The sequence below is a fragment of the Pseudomonas sp. Colony2 genome, from assembly GCF_019382755.1.
In the GTDB taxonomy this organism is placed as follows: Bacteria; Pseudomonadota; Gammaproteobacteria; order Pseudomonadales; family Pseudomonadaceae; genus Aquipseudomonas.
On the sequence record NZ_CP080030.1, the window covers coordinates 2,655,208 to 2,670,664 of the forward strand.

The 15,457-nt window shown below is 62.6% G+C and carries 14 protein-coding genes; 12 read left to right on the plus strand and 2 right to left on the minus strand.

Going from position 1 to position 15,457, the window contains the following annotated elements; genetic code table 11:
- Nucleotides 1-86 precede the first annotated feature (86 nt).
- Entirely contained in the window at nucleotides 87-2,459 is a 2,373-nt protein-coding gene (gene bamA / locus JV201_RS10615; RefSeq protein ID WP_102368638.1) for an outer membrane protein assembly factor BamA, read from the minus strand.
- A 213-nt stretch (nucleotides 2,460-2,672) separates the two neighbouring features.
- Here bamA and JV201_RS10620 point away from each other — a divergent pair, with 213 nt between their 5' ends.
- The 3 genes from JV201_RS10620 (at nucleotide 2,673) to JV201_RS10630 (ending at nucleotide 5,163) form a co-directional block, all read left to right on the plus strand.
- Nucleotides 2,673-3,356 carry a response regulator transcription factor gene (locus tag JV201_RS10620; RefSeq protein ID WP_003211262.1) on the plus strand — a complete coding sequence of 228 codons (684 nt, stop codon included), beginning with the start codon at nucleotides 2,673-2,675 and terminating at the stop codon, nucleotides 3,354-3,356.
- Nucleotides 3,353-4,633 carry a HAMP domain-containing sensor histidine kinase gene (locus tag JV201_RS10625; RefSeq protein WP_219406871.1) on the plus strand — a complete coding sequence of 427 codons (1,281 nt, stop codon included), beginning with the start codon at nucleotides 3,353-3,355 and terminating at the stop codon, nucleotides 4,631-4,633. Before JV201_RS10620 ends, JV201_RS10625 begins: the two co-directional genes overlap by 4 nt.
- 80 nt (nucleotides 4,634-4,713) lie before the next feature.
- Nucleotides 4,714-5,163: a hypothetical protein gene (locus JV201_RS10630; RefSeq protein ID WP_177021191.1), complete on the plus strand. Its 450-nt coding sequence runs from the start codon at nucleotides 4,714-4,716 to the stop codon at nucleotides 5,161-5,163.
- 116 nt (nucleotides 5,164-5,279) lie between these two features.
- On the opposite strand, the gene JV201_RS10635 is transcribed toward JV201_RS10630, so the two are convergent.
- Nucleotides 5,280-8,111 carry a winged helix-turn-helix domain-containing protein gene (locus JV201_RS10635; protein WP_219406872.1) on the minus strand — a complete coding sequence of 944 codons (2,832 nt, stop codon included), beginning with the start codon at nucleotides 8,109-8,111 and terminating at the stop codon, nucleotides 5,280-5,282.
- Between the two features lie 576 nt (nucleotides 8,112-8,687).
- Here JV201_RS10635 and JV201_RS10640 point away from each other — a divergent pair.
- From JV201_RS10640 to JV201_RS10680, 9 genes are all read left to right on the plus strand, one after another.
- Nucleotides 8,688-8,960: a DUF2282 domain-containing protein gene (locus JV201_RS10640; RefSeq protein WP_003211270.1), complete on the plus strand. Its 273-nt coding sequence runs from the start codon at nucleotides 8,688-8,690 to the stop codon at nucleotides 8,958-8,960.
- The gene (locus JV201_RS10645; protein WP_102606435.1) at nucleotides 8,957-9,385 is read left to right on the plus strand and encodes a DoxX family protein; all 429 of its coding nucleotides are present in this window, start codon (nucleotides 8,957-8,959) and stop codon (nucleotides 9,383-9,385) included. The genes JV201_RS10640 and JV201_RS10645 overlap by 4 nt, the downstream gene beginning before the upstream one ends.
- A gap of 45 nt (nucleotides 9,386-9,430) precedes the next feature.
- On the plus strand, nucleotides 9,431-10,198 hold the full coding sequence (locus JV201_RS10650; RefSeq protein ID WP_219406873.1) for an alpha/beta fold hydrolase: 768 nt from the start codon (nucleotides 9,431-9,433) through the stop codon (nucleotides 10,196-10,198).
- Nucleotides 10,199-10,222: 24 nt separating this feature from the next.
- Nucleotides 10,223-10,495 carry a hypothetical protein gene (locus JV201_RS10655; protein WP_003211275.1) on the plus strand — a complete coding sequence of 91 codons (273 nt, stop codon included), beginning with the start codon at nucleotides 10,223-10,225 and terminating at the stop codon, nucleotides 10,493-10,495.
- Nucleotides 10,496-10,551: 56 nt separating this feature from the next.
- Nucleotides 10,552-11,403 carry a DUF692 domain-containing protein gene (locus tag JV201_RS10660; RefSeq protein WP_177023419.1) on the plus strand — a complete coding sequence of 284 codons (852 nt, stop codon included), beginning with the start codon at nucleotides 10,552-10,554 and terminating at the stop codon, nucleotides 11,401-11,403.
- A complete protein-coding gene (locus JV201_RS10665; protein WP_219406874.1) occupies nucleotides 11,400-12,176 on the plus strand; it encodes a DNA-binding domain-containing protein in 777 nt (258 codons plus the stop codon). The genes JV201_RS10660 and JV201_RS10665 overlap by 4 nt, the downstream gene beginning before the upstream one ends.
- Nucleotides 12,177-12,180: 4 nt before the next feature.
- Nucleotides 12,181-12,717, plus strand: coding sequence for an alpha/beta fold hydrolase (locus tag JV201_RS10670; protein WP_219406875.1), 537 nt, complete (start codon nucleotides 12,181-12,183; stop codon nucleotides 12,715-12,717).
- A gap of 92 nt (nucleotides 12,718-12,809) precedes the next feature.
- The gene (locus JV201_RS10675) at nucleotides 12,810-14,174 is read left to right on the plus strand and encodes an MFS transporter (protein WP_023658995.1); all 1,365 of its coding nucleotides are present in this window, start codon (nucleotides 12,810-12,812) and stop codon (nucleotides 14,172-14,174) included.
- A 75-nt stretch (nucleotides 14,175-14,249) separates the two neighbouring features.
- Nucleotides 14,250-15,380 (plus strand): MFS transporter, encoded by a 1,131-nt coding sequence (locus JV201_RS10680; RefSeq protein WP_017478989.1) that lies wholly within the window; start codon nucleotides 14,250-14,252, stop codon nucleotides 15,378-15,380.
- The last annotated feature ends 77 nt before the right edge of the window (nucleotides 15,381-15,457 follow it).

Genomic DNA, 15,457 nt, shown 5'->3' on the forward strand with positions numbered 1-15,457 from the left:
ACTTTTGCGCTTTTCAAAAGTGAGCCGCTGTAAGAGCGGAACCAATAGCGGCCATAACCGCAAAAACGGATATGTACCCAGGCAGATCAGAAATTCTGCCCCATGGAGAACTGGAACACCTGCTTGGTCGCATTCTCCGGCGTACGAACCGGCAACGCCAGGTTGATACTCAACGGCCCCAACGGGCTGTACCACGTAGCCCCAACCCCCACAGATGCACCCAGCTGACTCAGGTCAACCCCATTACAACCCTGGGTAGTACTGAGGGCACACTTGTCCGAATAAACGTTACCCACATCCCAGAACACAGACGTACGCACCGATTTATTATCTTTAAGGAACGGCATCGGAAACAGATATTCCGCCCCCCCGGTAATCAGGATGTTGCCCCCCAACGCCTCGGGACTGCGGTCGCTGTAGTACTGCTGGCCCGCACTGGCATACGCCCCGGTCGCCGGCGTACTGCGCGGCCCAAGCGTGCCGCTTTCAAACCCGCGCACCGAACCTTCACCCCCGGCCGTGTAGTTTTCATAAAACGGCAGGCCGTCCGTCGAGCCGTACCCGTTGGCGTAACCGAGCTTGGTATGCAAACGCAGCGTCGTCGAATTGGTGATCGGCACAAATGTCTGCCCGGAATAATCGAGTTTGTAGAAACTCAAGTCACTGCCCGGAAGCGTCACCGTCAGGTTCAGGTTCTGCGAGTAACCACGGGTCGGCATCACGCCTTTGTTCAACGTCGACTCCGACCACCCAAGGTTGGCCTTGAAGTTGGTGAACTCACTGCCTTCGCGCTGAAGAAAATCGTAAATCTCATCAGAGCTGTAGATGCCCGGGTCGATACTGTCGTGTTGCACCGTCAGGCCGAAACTCAACCGCGAGGTTTCATTGATCGGGTAGCCGAGTGTGGCCCCCAGGCCGTAACTGTTGATGGAGTAGTAGGAAACACCGCTGCCATCGTCGTAGTAGTTGTTGTAATCGGTGGCACTGTAGAACGCGTTATAGCCCAGGCTCACCCCGTCCGGCGTGAAGTAGGGGTTGGTAAAGCCAATGTTGTACTTGCTCTGGTACTGCGAGCGGGTCAGGCCCAGGCTGGCATAATCTCCGGTGCCCAGGAAGTTGTTCTGGGTGATCGAACCGCCAAGGATCAGCCCGGCATCCTGGGCAAAACCGACGCTGGCGGTAATCGAGCCGGACGCTTGTTCTTCGACCGCGTAGTTCACATCAAGCTGGTCGTCGACCCCCGCCACGGCTGGGGTTTCGACGTTGACCTCCTTGAAGAAGCCCAGGCGCTCAAGGCGAACCTTGGACTGGTCGATCAGGTAGGTCGACGCCCAGCCACCTTCCATCTGGCGCATTTCCCGGCGCAGCACCTGGTCGTCGGTCTTGGTGTTGCCACGGAAGTTGATGCGGTTCACATAGGCCCGTTTGCCCGGGTCGACCGCAAACACGATGTCCACGCTGTGGTCTTCATCGTGGGGCGTGGGCATGCCGTTGACGTTGGCGAAGGTGTAGCCGTCGTTACCCAGGCGCCGGGTGATCAGGTCCGAGGTGGTGGTCATCAGCTTGCGCGAGAACACCTGGCCTTTCTGCACCAGCAACAGGGCTTCAAGCTGGTCCTGGGGCACTTTCAAGTCGCCGCTGAGCTTCACGTCACGCACCGTGTATTTCTCGCCTTCGTTGATGTTGACGGTGATATAGACGTGCTTCTTGTCCGGGGTGATGGACACCTGGGTCGAGGTGATGTCCATGTTGATATAACCACGGTCCAGGTAATAGGAGCGCAGGCGTTCCAGGTCCCCGGTGAGTTTTTCACGGGCGTACTTGTCATCGTTGGTGAAGAACGACAGCCAGTTGCTGGTCTTGAGGGTGAACGTGCCGATCAGTTCCTTGTCGGTAAACACGTGGTTGCCCACCACGTTGATGTGCTGGATCGCGGCCACGGAGCCTTCGTCGATCTTGACCTTCAGGCCCACGCGGTTACGCGGCTGCGGCAGCACTTCGGTGTCGACCGTGGCCGAATAGCGACCCTGGGCCACGTACTGGCGCTGCAGTTCGTTGCGCATGCCTTCCAGGGTGGCGCGCTGGAAGATCTCGCCCTCGGCCAGGCCCGACTGCTTCATGCCCTTGAGCAGGTCTTCGGTGGAGATGGCCTTGTTGCCTTCGAACTCGATGCTGGACACCGATGGGCGCTCGACCACATTGATGATCAGCACCGTGCCGTCGCGGCTCAATTGGATGTCCTGGAAGAAGCCGGTCTTGAACAACGCACGGGTGGAATCCACCAGCCGTCGGTCATCCGCCTCGTCCCCCACGTTCAGCGGCAAGGCACCAAACACGCTGCCCGCCGAGACCCGTTGCAGACCGTTGATACGGATATCCGAGATTTTGAAGGCTTCAGCGTGTGCAAGTGTGACATTGAGCAGCAGCGCAACCGAGCAGAGCAGGCGCGAAAAATTCATCAAGATCTTTTCCAGAACACATCGACAAGCAGCGCAAGCGCGCCGGGATGACTCGCCGCAGACGGGTCACCACAACGCGGCCAGACGGGTGGACGGCAAGCATAAGAGCGGCGCGGGTTTGGTGCGGTTAACCAAGTGTCAAGTTAGGTAAAGGTTGGCCCCGGGGCGATGAGGCTGGGCGATACTGTGGGGGTACCCTTTCACGAGCTCGCCATGATCCGCGTATTGCTAGTCGACGATGACCAGGAACTGACTGAAATGCTGGGCCAATACCTGGAGCATGAAGGCTTTGAGGCGACCTGCGTGCACACCGGCGAGGAGGGTGAAGTTGAGGCGTTGTCGGGGCGCTACAGCATTGTGGTGCTGGACGTGATGCTGCCCAGGCTCTCGGGCATCGAGGTGCTCCGGCGTATCCGGGCCAGCAGCCAGGTGCCGGTGGTGTTGCTCACGGCCCGGGGCGACAACATCGACCGGATCACCGGGCTGGAACTCGGCGCGGACGATTATGTGCCCAAGCCCAGTTCCCCGGGTGAACTGGTGGCGCGGCTGCGCGCGATCATGCGCCGGGTGCAGCCCGTGGACCCGCCGGCCGCTGACGTGATCAAGACCGGCGCCCTGGTGCTCTGGCCCGGCAAGCGCCAGGCCCTCTGGAAAGGCTGCGCACTGGGGCTGACCAGTACCGAATTCAGCCTACTTGAAGTGCTGGCCCGGTGCGCCGGCCAGGTGGTGAGCAAAAAGGACCTGTCGCTCAATGCCCTGGGCTGCCCGTTGACCCGCTATGACCGGCGCATCGACGTGCATATCAGCAGCATTCGCCAGAAGTTGGGCCCGCGCCCGGATGCCAAGGCCTGGATCCAGAGCGTGCGTGGCCTCGGTTACCTGTTGATCGCCGAATGATGAAACCCAGCCGGCTGTTCTGGAAACTGTTCCTGGCCTTTTGGCTGGCCACCAGCCTGACGTTCCTGGTGGGCTTGAGCATTCTCGTGGCGGGCAGCCTGGGCCCCGGGGACCATCATCTGGATGCGATCCTGGCCAGCGAAGAACAGTTGCTGGAACAGTACGGTGTCGAGTCGGGCCGCCAGCTCCTGGCGGTGTGGCAGCCACCCCACGGCCAAGCCATTGGCGTTTATGACAGTGCCGGTCAATTGCTGGCCGGCACGCCGGTCTCGCAGGTGGCTTATGAAAAGTCGCTCATCAGCAAGGACGGGGTCAGGCTGTCCCTCAGGTCTTCCCATCCTCCCCACGAACCCGGGCGCCTGGGCCACTGGATTCCGCTGATCATCGGCACGCTGATGAGCGCGCTGTTCAGTGGGTACATGGCCTACTACCTGGCGTGGCCGCTGGCTTATCTGCGGCGGGCGATGGGCGACGTTGCGCTGGGCCGCTTCGAAACCCGGGTGCGGCCGATGATGGGCAAGCGCCGTGATGAAATCGTCGACCTGGCCGAAGACTGCGACCGCATGGCCAACCAGCTCAAGCTGCTGGTGGAGGCCCAGCAACAGCTGTTGCACGACATCTCCCATGAACTGCGCTCACCGTTGACGCGCCTGCAAGTGGCCATCGGGCTGTTGCAGCAAGACCCGGCACGCCAGGAAATGCTCGGGCGCATCCAGCGTGAATCGGCGCGCATGGACACGCTGATCGAGGCGCTGCTGACCCTGGCGCGTGTGCAGGGCCGTCCCGAAAGCATCGAGCGCGAGCCGGTGGATATCGTCGAATTGCTGGCCGTGATTGTCGAGGATGCTCAGTTCGAGGCGGGTATCAAAGGCTGCAGTGTCAGCTTGCAGGCGTGTCCGGACTTTGTCAGTCGGGCCAGCGGCGAGCTGCTGTATCGGTGTTTCGAAAATGTCATTCGAAATGCCGTGCGCTACACGCAGCCTGATACCACGGTGCGGGTTTCGGCGGAGGTCAGCCCCGACACCCGTTGGCTGCGGGTATTGATCACCGATCAGGGTCCGGGCGTTGAAAACCTGCGGTTGCGGAGTATTTTCGAACCTTTCGAACGTGGCCCGAATGACACCGATGCCGGTTTCGGACTGGGCCTGGCGATCGCCTTGAGGTCCGTGGAAATGCATGGCGGCACCATCGAGGCGCACAACGAGCCGTCCGGCGGGTTGAGCGTGGAAATCATCCTGCCTCGGGTGGGATCTTTACACGATATTACATTGGCTTGACCGCCCTGTACGCCCTGCGCCTTTAGACTTTTCTCCTGCGTGAGCTGATGTTCAGTGACGCCATTGGCGTGGAGGTGGCGATGTTTCAGGTGCACAAAAAAGGCTTCGTGGCCGGCAAGAAAATGGTCGACGGCCTGGTGCCTTACGATTTCTTCTGTGAAGACAGCCCGGCGATCAACCTGTTCGTGTTTACCGGCTCTGCGGCCCTCGGCCAAACCGTGGAAGAGCAGACATTGTGGGGCTTTACCCGGCTGGAGCGGTTTGAAGCCATGACCGGCGCCCTGGTGGCGAACAAGAAGAACGACGGCTGGTTTCAAAGCGTCAACGTGCTCACCGGGCCCAGCCAGAACGGCACCCAAAGTGTGAAATTCCAGCGCGTGCTGAAGATCATCAAGCACGCCACCGCCACGGGCCGCGCGACCAGCAAGTTTGAATATGAGATTCACACGGATGAAGGCGACACCTACTTCACCCGCCGACCCGCTGCACCCGACAGTGCGCAAACCGTCATTTATGCGGCGGATCAATAGCGCGGCTGCCGGAGTTCAAAAAGAGCGAAAAGCAGCGAAAAGGGGACAGATTTATTTATAAAATAAATCTGTCCCCTTTTTACCGTCCCCTTTTTACCGTTACATGCCGGCAGCCTCTACCGGTGTTGAAACCTTGGCAACGAAGCAATCCGCATCTTCGGCTCCTGCAACCTGGCCAGGTCACTGGCAATCTGCGCCCGCCAGAAATGCGCCCCGGCCAACTGCGCATCCACCCACGCCTGGCGCAGCAACACCTTGGCCTTGTCCACCGACCCGTACTGGGCCTGGCGCAGAATCAGCTGCGCCTTGATCCGCAACATCTGCGGCACGAACCAGCGCTCATGCCGGCCCAGCGCCAATTGCAGGGTGTCTTCCAATACCTCCAGCGCCAGTTTCTCCAGGCCCAGCCGCGCCAGCCCCAGGGCGTATTCACAACGCAGCAAGCTATAAAGCTGGCTGTCGCCTTGCCCATGCAGGTGATGCAAGGCCTCACCCAGCAACGGCACGCCTTCTTCGGGCGACCCCTGGCGGATCAGCAGGATGCTCTCGAAGCACAGCCGAAACTGACGCCAGATGTGCAGGTCCTGCTGGGTCGTGCTGTCTTGCAGCAAGCCCAGGTAGTACCGCACCTTGGGCAGGTTGGACGCCAACAGCGCCAGGGGAATTGCCCCCAGGCACAGGGTGTACCAGAGGGTCGCGGGGTGATCGAGGGTGATGGCTTCATCGACGCAACTGCCGATCAGGCGCAGCGCCGGGTCGACATCGCCTTCCAGCAACTGCACCTGTGCCTTGAGGCAGCGGGCGGCGATGCGCTGGTCAAAATGCACGTCGATAATGTGCGAGCGCGGCGCCGACGGTGAACCCAGTGCCTCGTCGATATTCTGTCGGGCGCCGGCCAGGTCGCCCATGTGAAACAACGCCAGCGCGCGCATGCGTTTACCCAGCAGTTGCTGGTTGCCGCAGTTGTTCAGGCTGATGTAGCGCTCGGCCAATTCCAGTGCTTCGACGTACTGGTTGCAGCCGCAGCGGTCACTCCACAGGCCCCACAGCGCCCGCAGCTTGTGCTCGGCATCGCCCAGGTCGCGGGCGTCTTCACGCACCTGGCGCCAGGCTTCGCGCATTGGCCCGCCGGTGCCATAGGTGAGCATCAGCACGCTGGCCAGGGCGGTTTGCAACAGCATGCGCTGGCGCAGCGGCAGCGGCAGCGGGGTGGTGGCGGCGCTGGCCAGGCCTTTGTCGACCCAGGTGCGGCACTCGCTGACCAGCGACAGGCGCAGCCACAGCGGCACACCGCCCAGGGTCAGTTCGATGCCGGTGGGCAGGTCGCCCGAGGCTGAAAAGGCCCACTCCAGCGCGGTGCGGATGGTGTTGATTTCCGGGCCGTAGAGGCCGATCCAGGTCTCGGGAGAAAGCCCGTCGAGGGTCTGCCCGGCTTCCTGCAATACGCCCAGCGCATACAGTGCATGACGCTGGCGGGTGGCGTCGGCTTCGCCGTGTTCGTTGAGTTTCTCCAGGGCGTAGGCGCGGGTGGTTTCCAGCAGGCGGTAGCGCTTGAGCAACTGCGATTCACCGGCGATCAGCAGCGACTTGTCCATCAGGCTTTCCAGCAAGGGCAGGGCATTGCGTGCATCGAGGGTGCTGTTGGCGGTCATGGCCTTGACCGCGTCCAGGGTAAAAGAACCGGTGAACACCGCCAGTTGGCGCAACATGGCCTGTTCGTCGCCGGTGAGCATCGAGTAGGTCCAGTCCAGGGTCGCGCTCAGTGAACGGTGGCGGGCGAGGGCGGTGCGCCGGCCGGTCATTTGCAGGCGGAAGCTGCCGTCGAGCAACCCCACCAGGTCCTGGATGCCGAAGGTGCGGACCCGCGCCGCGGCGATTTCGATGGCCAGGGCGTTACTGTCGAGCTTGCGGCAGATGGCGCTGGCGGCGGCGACGTCGGTGTCCTTGAACACGAAGCCGGGGTCGAGGGCCTTGACCCGTTCGATGAACAGGGCGATGCCCGACCAGGTCATGGCTTGCTCGGCACTCAAGTTCACGTCTTCGTCCGGCACCAGCAACGGGGCGAGGTCGTGTACCCGTTCGCCCTCGGCCCGCAGCGGCTCGCGGCTGGTGGTCAGCACGCAGCACTGGGGCGCGCAACGCAGCAGCACCTCGACCGCGTCGGCGGTGGCTTGCAGCACGTGTTCGCAGTTGTCGAGCACCAACAGCAGCGGGCTGTTGGCGAGCATCGCGGCCACGCTTTGCAAGGGCTCGTCACTCACGCTCTGGATGCCCAGGGCGTTGGCGAGCATGCCGGCCACCCATTGGCCGCTGGTGGCGGGGGCCAGGTCGACGAAGCACATGCCCTGGTGAAAGCGGCCCTGCAGCAGCTGCGCCACGGCCAGGGCCACGGTGGTCTTGCCGATGCCGCCGGGGCCGGTGATGGTCACGAAACGCTGGCTCAGTACCTGGTCGGCCAGGCTCAGGATCAGCTGTTCGCGGCCAATCACCGTGGTGGGCGCCGGTTGCAGGTTCGGTGCCTCTACTGTCGGGGCGGGCAGCAGGGCCTGGGTCATAGCGCCTTCACTCACCGCCTGCATCGTCACCGGCGCGACAAACCGATAACCCCGGCCTGGCACGGTGACGATGTAGCTGAAGTTGCCGTCATCCCCCAGCGCCCGGCGCAGCGCAACGATCTGCGCGCGCAGGTTGCATTCCTCCACCACCACCTTGGGCCAGGCGAAAGAGATCAGCTCGGACTTTTCCAGCAACTCGCCAGCCCGGCTGGCGAGGGCGATCAGCAAGTACAAGGCGCGGCTGCCGAGGGTCACCGGCTCGCCGTTGCGCAGCAATACATGCTGGCGCGCCAACAAGAGAAAGGGGCCGAAACCGATTGCATTCTCGGTGTGGTCCGGGGCCTGGGGGACGAGGTCCGTGAAGGACACTGCGGGGTATTTGCTCGAACTCATCAATTTGTCCTTTTTTGTAGTCGGGCTTGTTATTGGCGATCAGGCCATTCGCCCTTTTGGGTGCTTACGTGCGGCAGCAGGCTTGGAGAGTTGAAGTCGATCAAAAAGGTGAGAGTTGTCGCCCTCCTTTGGGGCATGGACGTTGTTATAGGGCGCGGGGCCGTTGGGTTTCAGGCGATGAGACTGTTTCAATTTAGAAACATTTTATTACTAGAAAACCTGATGTAGCAGAATGTATGCCAGTTGGCATGTAACAAAGATGACAACAACCGTATGAAATTTATGGGGATTTTTGAGGTCGTCGAAAGCGGGGGAAGGTGGGTGTTCGGAAAGGCGAATATTTCTAATTGTGTCGTTCGGGATGCCGAATAAAACGGCGGTGGTTTGGCGTGGTTTTTTTGGCTGTGTATCAGACTGTGTATCAGCACCCACCTGATACACCGGCATGAATAGAAGGAGGAAACGCGACACAGACGGGATACACGCCTGGCTTTAAATCTGTCTACCAGATGGCGCAGGCGGTCACCCACCGCACAAGCGCCCTGGCCACATTCAGTCAAGCCAGGAGATTCAACAATGAAGCGCCATTACGCAGCCCTTGCCGCCACCCTCGCACTGTCCCTCGGTGCCTTCGCCGCCACCGCCCATGCCGAGGATGCCAAGCCTCAGGAAAAATGCTTCGGCGTGTCCCTCGCCGGTGCCAACGATTGCGCCGCCGGTGCCGGGACTTCCTGCGCCGGCACCGCCAAGGCGGATTACCAGGGCAACGCCTGGGTGCTGGTGGACAAAGGCACCTGCACCCAGATCAAAACCCCCAAAGGCTTCGGCAGCCTGACGGAACAACCATGATTGCCCTGGCCCCTGCGGTGCTCAAGCGTGTGCTACCTGAGGCGCTGCTGTTGCTGGTGGCCCGCCTCGGGATCGCTTCGGTGTTTTTCCTCTCGGGCCGCACCAAGGTGACCGGTTTCCTGCAGCTCAAGCCGTCGACCTACACCTTGTTTCGCTCGGAATACGCCTTGCCGCTGGTGCCGCCGGACTGGGCAGCGCACCTGGCGACCTACGCCGAGCATCTGTTCCCGCTGTTGCTGGTGCTGGGCCTGCTGACCCGCCCGGCGGCTGCCGCGCTGTTGGGCATGACCCTGGTGATCGAGGTGTTCGTATACCCCGACGCCTGGCCGACCCACCTGACCTGGGCCGGGCTGTTGCTGCCGCTGCTGGCGTATGGCGGCGGGGCCTGGTCAGTGGACCGCGTGCTGTCCGGCCAACGCCGTTAACCCTTTCACAACAATGATCAGGCCCCAAGGCCTGTGGAGAGTCGCATGCGTATTCTTTCTTCCCTGGCGATCGCCATGGCACTCGCTACACCGTTGGTGGCCTCGGCCGCCGATGCAGCCAAGCCCCAGCCGGGCACCGGTAAAAGCGTGGTGATCGTGCCCGGTTCCTTTGTCGACGGCTCCGGCTGGCGAGTGGTGCACGACATCCTGATTCACAAGGGCTACAAGGTCACCGTGGTGCATCAGGGCCATGAAAGCCTCGCCGCCGACGTGGCCGAGACCCGCGAAGTGCTGGAGCAGCAGGTCGGCCCGGTGGTGCTGGTGGGTCACAGCTCCGGCGGCGGGGTGATCTCGATTGCCGGTGACCGCGACAAGGTCAAGTCGATGGTCTATGTCTCGGCCCTGCAACCGGAAGTCGGCGAGAACATGAGCCAGCTGCTGTCGTCGATGCCGGCGCCGAGCAATGACGTGATGCAGACCCGCGACGGGCATCTGTTCTTTGATCGCACCAAGTTCAATGCCGATTTTGCTGCCGACCTGACCACCAACCGCACCGACTTCATGGCCGCCTCCCAGGTGCCGGCCACCACCGCGCTGTTCGGCGGCACCGTGTGGGCCGCGGCCTGGCACAAGAAGCCGACCTACGCCGTGGTGTCCACCGAAGACCGTGCCCTGAGCCCCGATCTGCAGCGCTGGATGTACAAGCGCGCCGGCTCGAAAGTCACTGAAATCAAGGCCAGCCACTCGGTGTACATCTCCCAGCCCGAGGCTGTGGCGAAGGTCATCGAAGACGCGGCATCCGTCATCAAATAAACCCCACCCCGAGGAGTAATACCCATGAGCACATCCATCAAATCCCGCTTGAGCCTTGCCACTGCTGCCGCCCTGATCGCCATGGCGTCCGCTTCCTTCGCGGCGGCCGCCAGCGCCGCCGACCAGCCGGAACAGCCGGGTCGCTGCTACGGCGTGAACAACTGCAAGGGCGAAAGCCTGTGCGCCACGGCCAAGAACGATTGCAAGGGCCTCAACAGCTGCAAGGGCCAGGGCGTTGTCGTCAAGACCCCGTCCGAGTGCCTGAAGCTGGGCGGCACCACTACCGAACCGAAGTAACACCCCGGCGGGCCCAGGTTGGGCCCGCCGCCTATTTATGCAACGGAGACCACATGATGCCGACACCCAACCCGCGTTTTCCAGGCTATGGCCTGGGGCTGCGCAAGGAACACTACAGCGAGTTCCTGGAGAACCCGGTGGCGGTGGATTTCGTTGAAGTGATCTCCGAGAATTTCATGGTCGCGGGCGGCCAGCCCCGGCACATCCTGCGCCAGATTCGCGAGCGGTATCCGGTGGCGCTGCACGGGGTGTCGATGTCGATCGGCACGGCCGAGGGCCTCGATCGCGATTACCTGAAACGCCTCAAGTCGCTGGTGGACGAGATCGAACCGCTGTTTGTGTCCGACCACTTGAGCTGGTCCCGCAGCGGGGGGTTCAACTCCCATGATCTGTTGCCGGTGCCTTACACCCATGAGGCATTGGACCGGGTCTGCGCCAATATCGACCTGGCTCAAGAAGTGTTGGGCCGCACGATGCTGTTTGAAAACCCGTCCAGCTACCTGGCCTTTGATGACGCGTCCATGAGCGAGTGGGAATTCATCGCCGCCATGTCCCGGCGCACCGGCTGCGAGCTGTTGCTGGACGTCAATAATGTGTTTGTCAGCGCCAGCAACCATGGCTTTGACGCTCTCGCGTTTCTCGACGGGATTCCGGCCGAGCGGGTCCGGCAAATTCACCTGGCCGGCCATAGCCAGGGCCGCGATTTGCTGATCGACAGCCACGACAGCCCGGTGTGTGATGGCGTCTGGGACTTGTATGCCAAGGCCGTTGCGTTGCTCGGCCCGGTCGCCACGATGATCGAGCGCGATGACGAGATCCCGCCCCTGGCAGAGCTGCTGGAGGAGCTGTCGATCGCCCGCATGCTCGGTGCCTCCGAGGCCTACAAGCGTGCGCAGGTGCGCTCATGAATCTCGCGCAATGGCAGCAGGCTTTTCATACCTGGCTGGTGAGTGCCTCGGAGCAGTCGGCCGAGATGTTGGGTAACAAGGCCGCGGGACTGGCGGTGTATCAGAACAACTACCGCGCGCAATTGGTGGGTTGCCTGGAACAGGCGTTTCCCAACCTGCGGCGCTGGGTCGGGGACGAGGCGTTCCTGGCCGCGTGCGTCAGCCATATCGACCGGCATCCGCCCCATGCCTGGACCCTGGACGTCTATCCCGAGGGTTTTCACCTGACCCTGGGCGAACTGTTCCCCAACAATCCCGACGTGCATGAACTGGCCTGGATCGAGTCGTCGCTCAATGAAGCGTTTGTCGCCGCCGATGCCAGCCCGTTGCCCATGGACGTGCTGGCGTCGGTGGATTGGGACACGGCACGCCTGCAACTCACGCCGTCGCTGCGCTGCCATGGGCTGACCACCAACGCCGAGGCGATCTGGTCGGCATTGTGGCAGCAAACCCCGGCGCCCGAGGCGCTGATGCTGGCCGAGGCCGGTGGGCTGCTGGTGTGGCGTCGCCAGTTCACCTCGCGCTTGCGCCAGGTCGATGCGCTGGAGTTCCAGGCCTTGGTGCACCTGCAAGGCGACGGCAGTTTTGCCGGGTTGTGCGAGTTTCTGGTGGAGCGCCTGGGGGAGGAGGAGGGCGTGGCAAAAGCCGGTGAGTGGCTGGCCGGCTGGATCGGCAGCGAGTTGATTGTGGGGGTTGTTGAAGACCTTTCTGTGTCGCATTTTTCGGAGCTCTAACACCATGTCTTTTTTCAATCGCCGGCGCTTTCTGATTTCCACCGCCATTGCTTCAGTGGCGTTGTCACTGCCGGTCATGGCGATGCCCGCCCGTTGGACGATCCGCCAGGTCAGCACCGACCTGCTGGATATCGGCTACTACGATGTCGGCCCGGAAGAGGGCAGGCCGATCATTTTGCTGCATGGCGCGGACGGCGACCTGGAGCGCTTCGCCGAGGTCGCACCCTACCTGGTGTCCCAGGGCTTTCGGGTGGTTGCCCCGTACCTGCGCGGCCATGGCACTACCACGCCGCTGGACAAGGCGGCACCCGCCAGCACTCAGGAAGTGGTGCTCGGTCAGGACGTGCTGGACCTGATGAACGCCTTGCACATTCCTGAAGCGGTGCTGGGTGGGTTCGATCTCGGCGGTCGTGCCGTCACGGCAGCGGCGACCTTGCGGCCGAGCCGCTGTGTAGCGCTGGTCACCGTCAATAGCGCGCCGCAGCCCGCCCTGGCCGAGGTGCTGGTGCAGATGGCGCAGATGGGCAAATGGCGCACCTGAACATGAATATTTGGACAGTCGCGCATTTGCCCGCTGAAAAAAAAGGCCGCTGCCCGTAATCTAGACGCCTTTGCCACGTGTGCGGATTGTCCATGTCTTCAGTAGCTGATGGGTTGCCCAGTGATAAGCGTCTAGCGGCGGTTGTTGCCATTTCCCTGGGGATCGGCATGGCGACCCTCGACACGGCCATCGTCAACACCGCGTTGCCGACCCTGGCCGAAGGGATTGGCACCGACTCCGCTTCGGTGATCTGGGTGGTCAATGCCTACCAGTTGGCGACCATTGCGGCGGTACTGCCCTTTGCGTCCCTGAGTGATGTGGTCGGCCACCGCCGGGTGTTCCTCGGCGGCTTGCTGGTGTTTGTGGTGGCGTCGCTGTTTTGCGGGCTGGCCTGGTCACTGCCGACGCTGACTGCCGCCCGGGTGGTGCAGGGCCTGGGCGCTGCGGCAATCATGAGCGTCAACATTGCGCTGCTGCGGCACATCTACCCGGCAAAAATCCTCGGCCGGGGGCTGGGGTATAACTCACTGGTGGTAGGGCTGGCCTTTACCCTGGGGCCGACGGCGGCGTCGGCGATTCTATCGGTGGCTACCTGGCACTGGTTGTACCTGATCAACCTGCCCCTGGGGGCACTGGCCCTGTGGCTCGGGGTGCGGGCGATTCCGGTGATCCCGATCACCGGGCATGCCTTCGACCGGCTGGCGGCAATTCTCTGCGCCGGGTTGTTTGCCCTGCTGGTGCTGGGCCTGGGCTCGGCGGTGCACGGTGCGCAGGCGGTGTTGACGCTGGGGCTGATCGCCGTGGCGCTGCTGTGCGGGCTGTTGCTGATCCGCCGTCAGGCCGGGCACCCGGCGCCGATGCTTGCGGTGGATCTGTTCAAGCGCCCGCTGTTCACCTTGTCGGCCCTCACCGCGATTTGCGCGTTCAGCGCCCAGGGGCTGGCGTTTGTGTCGCTGCCGTTCCTGTTGCAAACCGTGTTGGGGCACAGCCAGGTGGCCACCGGTTTCCTGATGACGCCGTGGCCGGCGGTGGTCGCGGTGATGGCGCTGATTGCCGGGCGCCTGGCGGACCGTATCTCCCTGGCGTTGTTGTGCGGCATCGGCCTGGTGATGTTGAGCGCGGGCATGGCCTCGCTGGCGACCCTGGGCAACGACGCCTCGACCTTCGACATCGGTTGGCGCATGGCCCTGTGTGGCGCCGGGTTCGGTTTTTTCCAGTCGCCCAACCTCAAGGCGATCATGACCAGCGCACCGATTGCCCGCAGCGGGGGAGCCAGCGGGATCGTCGCCACGTCGCGGTTGATGGGGCAGACACTCGGCGCTTCGTTGGTGGCGTTGTGTTTCCACCTGTCCCTGAGCAGCGGCCCGCAGTACGCGTTGTGGCTGGGCTGCGGGTTTGCCCTGGTGGGCGCGGTGGCCAGCGGGTTGCGCCTGATGCAGGACGGCGCCAAGGTTTAATTATTTGGGCCTTGTAAAACCTTGAGGTAGACGGCTACCGTGGCCGTCTAAATAATTCTGAATGTTTCAGCTTTTATGTCTGATCTGGCCCAACGCAGTGCTGATTCCCACTCCCGCCGTGCCGCGCTGACCCTTGGCCTGTGCCTGCCCAGTGACGTGTTGCTGTACCTGGTGCTGCCGATGGAGTCCCAGGCGTTCGGTATCACCCTGGCCCAGGCCGGGGTGCTGCTGGCGGCCAACCGCCTGGTGCGGATCTTCGGCTACAAGCATGTTCTGAATTTCTACGCCCGCAACGGTGATCGGCTGACGTGCTCCATTGCCGCCGGCGCGGCGGCGGTGTGTGCTCTTGGCAACTCGATGCTGTCCGGGTTTGCGGCCTTGCTCGGGCTTCGGTTGGTCTGGGGCCTGTGTTTTGCGGCGTTGAACCTTTCCACTCAAGTATTGGCTACCTCTGAACCGCTGGGTGCGGCGCGGCGGGCGGGGCGGTCGCGGGCGTTGATTGCCCTGGGGCCGATGCTGGCCTTGCCGTTGGGTGGGTGGCTGACGTTGCAGGTGGGGCCGCGGCCGATCTTCTGGATTCTGGCGGTGTGTTGCCTGGTGGGGTTGTGGATGGCGCGGGGGTTGCCGACTGCGGGTCACAATTTGCATGGCACGCCGGGGCGGCGGTTCAAGTTGCCTGACAGTGTGGCGACCTGGTCGTTTATCGAAGGGGTGGCGCTGGATGGGTTGTTTATCTTTGGCCTGTCGATTCAGGCGCAGAAGCTGCTGGGTGGCAATGCGGTATTGATTGCCGGTGGGTTGATGGCGCTGCGATATGTTTCGGAGTTGCTTCTGAGCCCGCTGGGGGGGCGTGCTGCGCAGCAGTTTGGTGCTACGTCGATGTTGCTGCTGTTTTCGTTTCTCAGTGCGTTGGCATTGGGGGCGTTTGGTAGTCATTGGGTGATTGTGGGGGCGGCGGCGGTGTTGGTGTTGCGGGCGTTGCAGTTGCCGTTGGTGACGACGCTGGTGGCGGAGCGTAATCCGGGGGCGATGCGGGTTTCGGCGTTGGCGTCGAATGCGGTGTGGCGTGATGTGGGGGCGGGGCTTGGGCCTTTGCTGGCGGGGTTGTTGTTGCCGGTGGCGTCGGCGCCTTGGGTGTTTGGCGTGGCGGGGGCGGCGATTGCGGTCAGTGCGGTGTTTTGCTGGCGGGCCAGGGGTTTAGCATGAGATGGGGGGAGGGGGGTACATATCCGTTTCTTCGGTAACGGCCACTTAGGGTTCCGCTCTTACAGCGGGTCACTTTT

Excerpts from the sequence above, each read along its gene's own strand:
- JV201_RS10655 (WP_003211275.1), top strand. The coding sequence starts at position 10,223 with ATGAGCACATCCATCAAATCCCGCTTGAGCCTTGCCACTGCTGCCGCC.
- JV201_RS10675 (WP_023658995.1), top strand. The coding sequence starts at position 12,810 with ATGTCTTCAGTAGCTGATGGGTTGCCCAGTGATAAGCGTCTAGCGGCG.
- JV201_RS10650 (WP_219406873.1), top strand. The coding sequence starts at position 9,431 with ATGCGTATTCTTTCTTCCCTGGCGATCGCCATGGCACTCGCTACACCG.
- JV201_RS10625 (WP_219406871.1), top strand. The coding sequence starts at position 3,353 with ATGATGAAACCCAGCCGGCTGTTCTGGAAACTGTTCCTGGCCTTTTGG.
- JV201_RS10680 (WP_017478989.1), top strand. The coding sequence starts at position 14,250 with ATGTCTGATCTGGCCCAACGCAGTGCTGATTCCCACTCCCGCCGTGCC.
- JV201_RS10645 (WP_102606435.1), top strand. The coding sequence starts at position 8,957 with ATGATTGCCCTGGCCCCTGCGGTGCTCAAGCGTGTGCTACCTGAGGCG.
- JV201_RS10660 (WP_177023419.1), top strand. The coding sequence starts at position 10,552 with ATGCCGACACCCAACCCGCGTTTTCCAGGCTATGGCCTGGGGCTGCGC.
- bamA (WP_102368638.1), bottom strand. The coding sequence starts at position 2,459 with ATGAATTTTTCGCGCCTGCTCTGCTCGGTTGCGCTGCTGCTCAATGTC.
- JV201_RS10620 (WP_003211262.1), top strand. The coding sequence starts at position 2,673 with ATGATCCGCGTATTGCTAGTCGACGATGACCAGGAACTGACTGAAATG.
- JV201_RS10630 (WP_177021191.1), top strand. The coding sequence starts at position 4,714 with ATGTTTCAGGTGCACAAAAAAGGCTTCGTGGCCGGCAAGAAAATGGTC.
- JV201_RS10635 (WP_219406872.1), bottom strand. The coding sequence starts at position 8,111 with ATGAGTTCGAGCAAATACCCCGCAGTGTCCTTCACGGACCTCGTCCCC.
- JV201_RS10665 (WP_219406874.1), top strand. The coding sequence starts at position 11,400 with ATGAATCTCGCGCAATGGCAGCAGGCTTTTCATACCTGGCTGGTGAGT.
- JV201_RS10640 (WP_003211270.1), top strand. The coding sequence starts at position 8,688 with ATGAAGCGCCATTACGCAGCCCTTGCCGCCACCCTCGCACTGTCCCTC.
- JV201_RS10670 (WP_219406875.1), top strand. The coding sequence starts at position 12,181 with ATGTCTTTTTTCAATCGCCGGCGCTTTCTGATTTCCACCGCCATTGCT.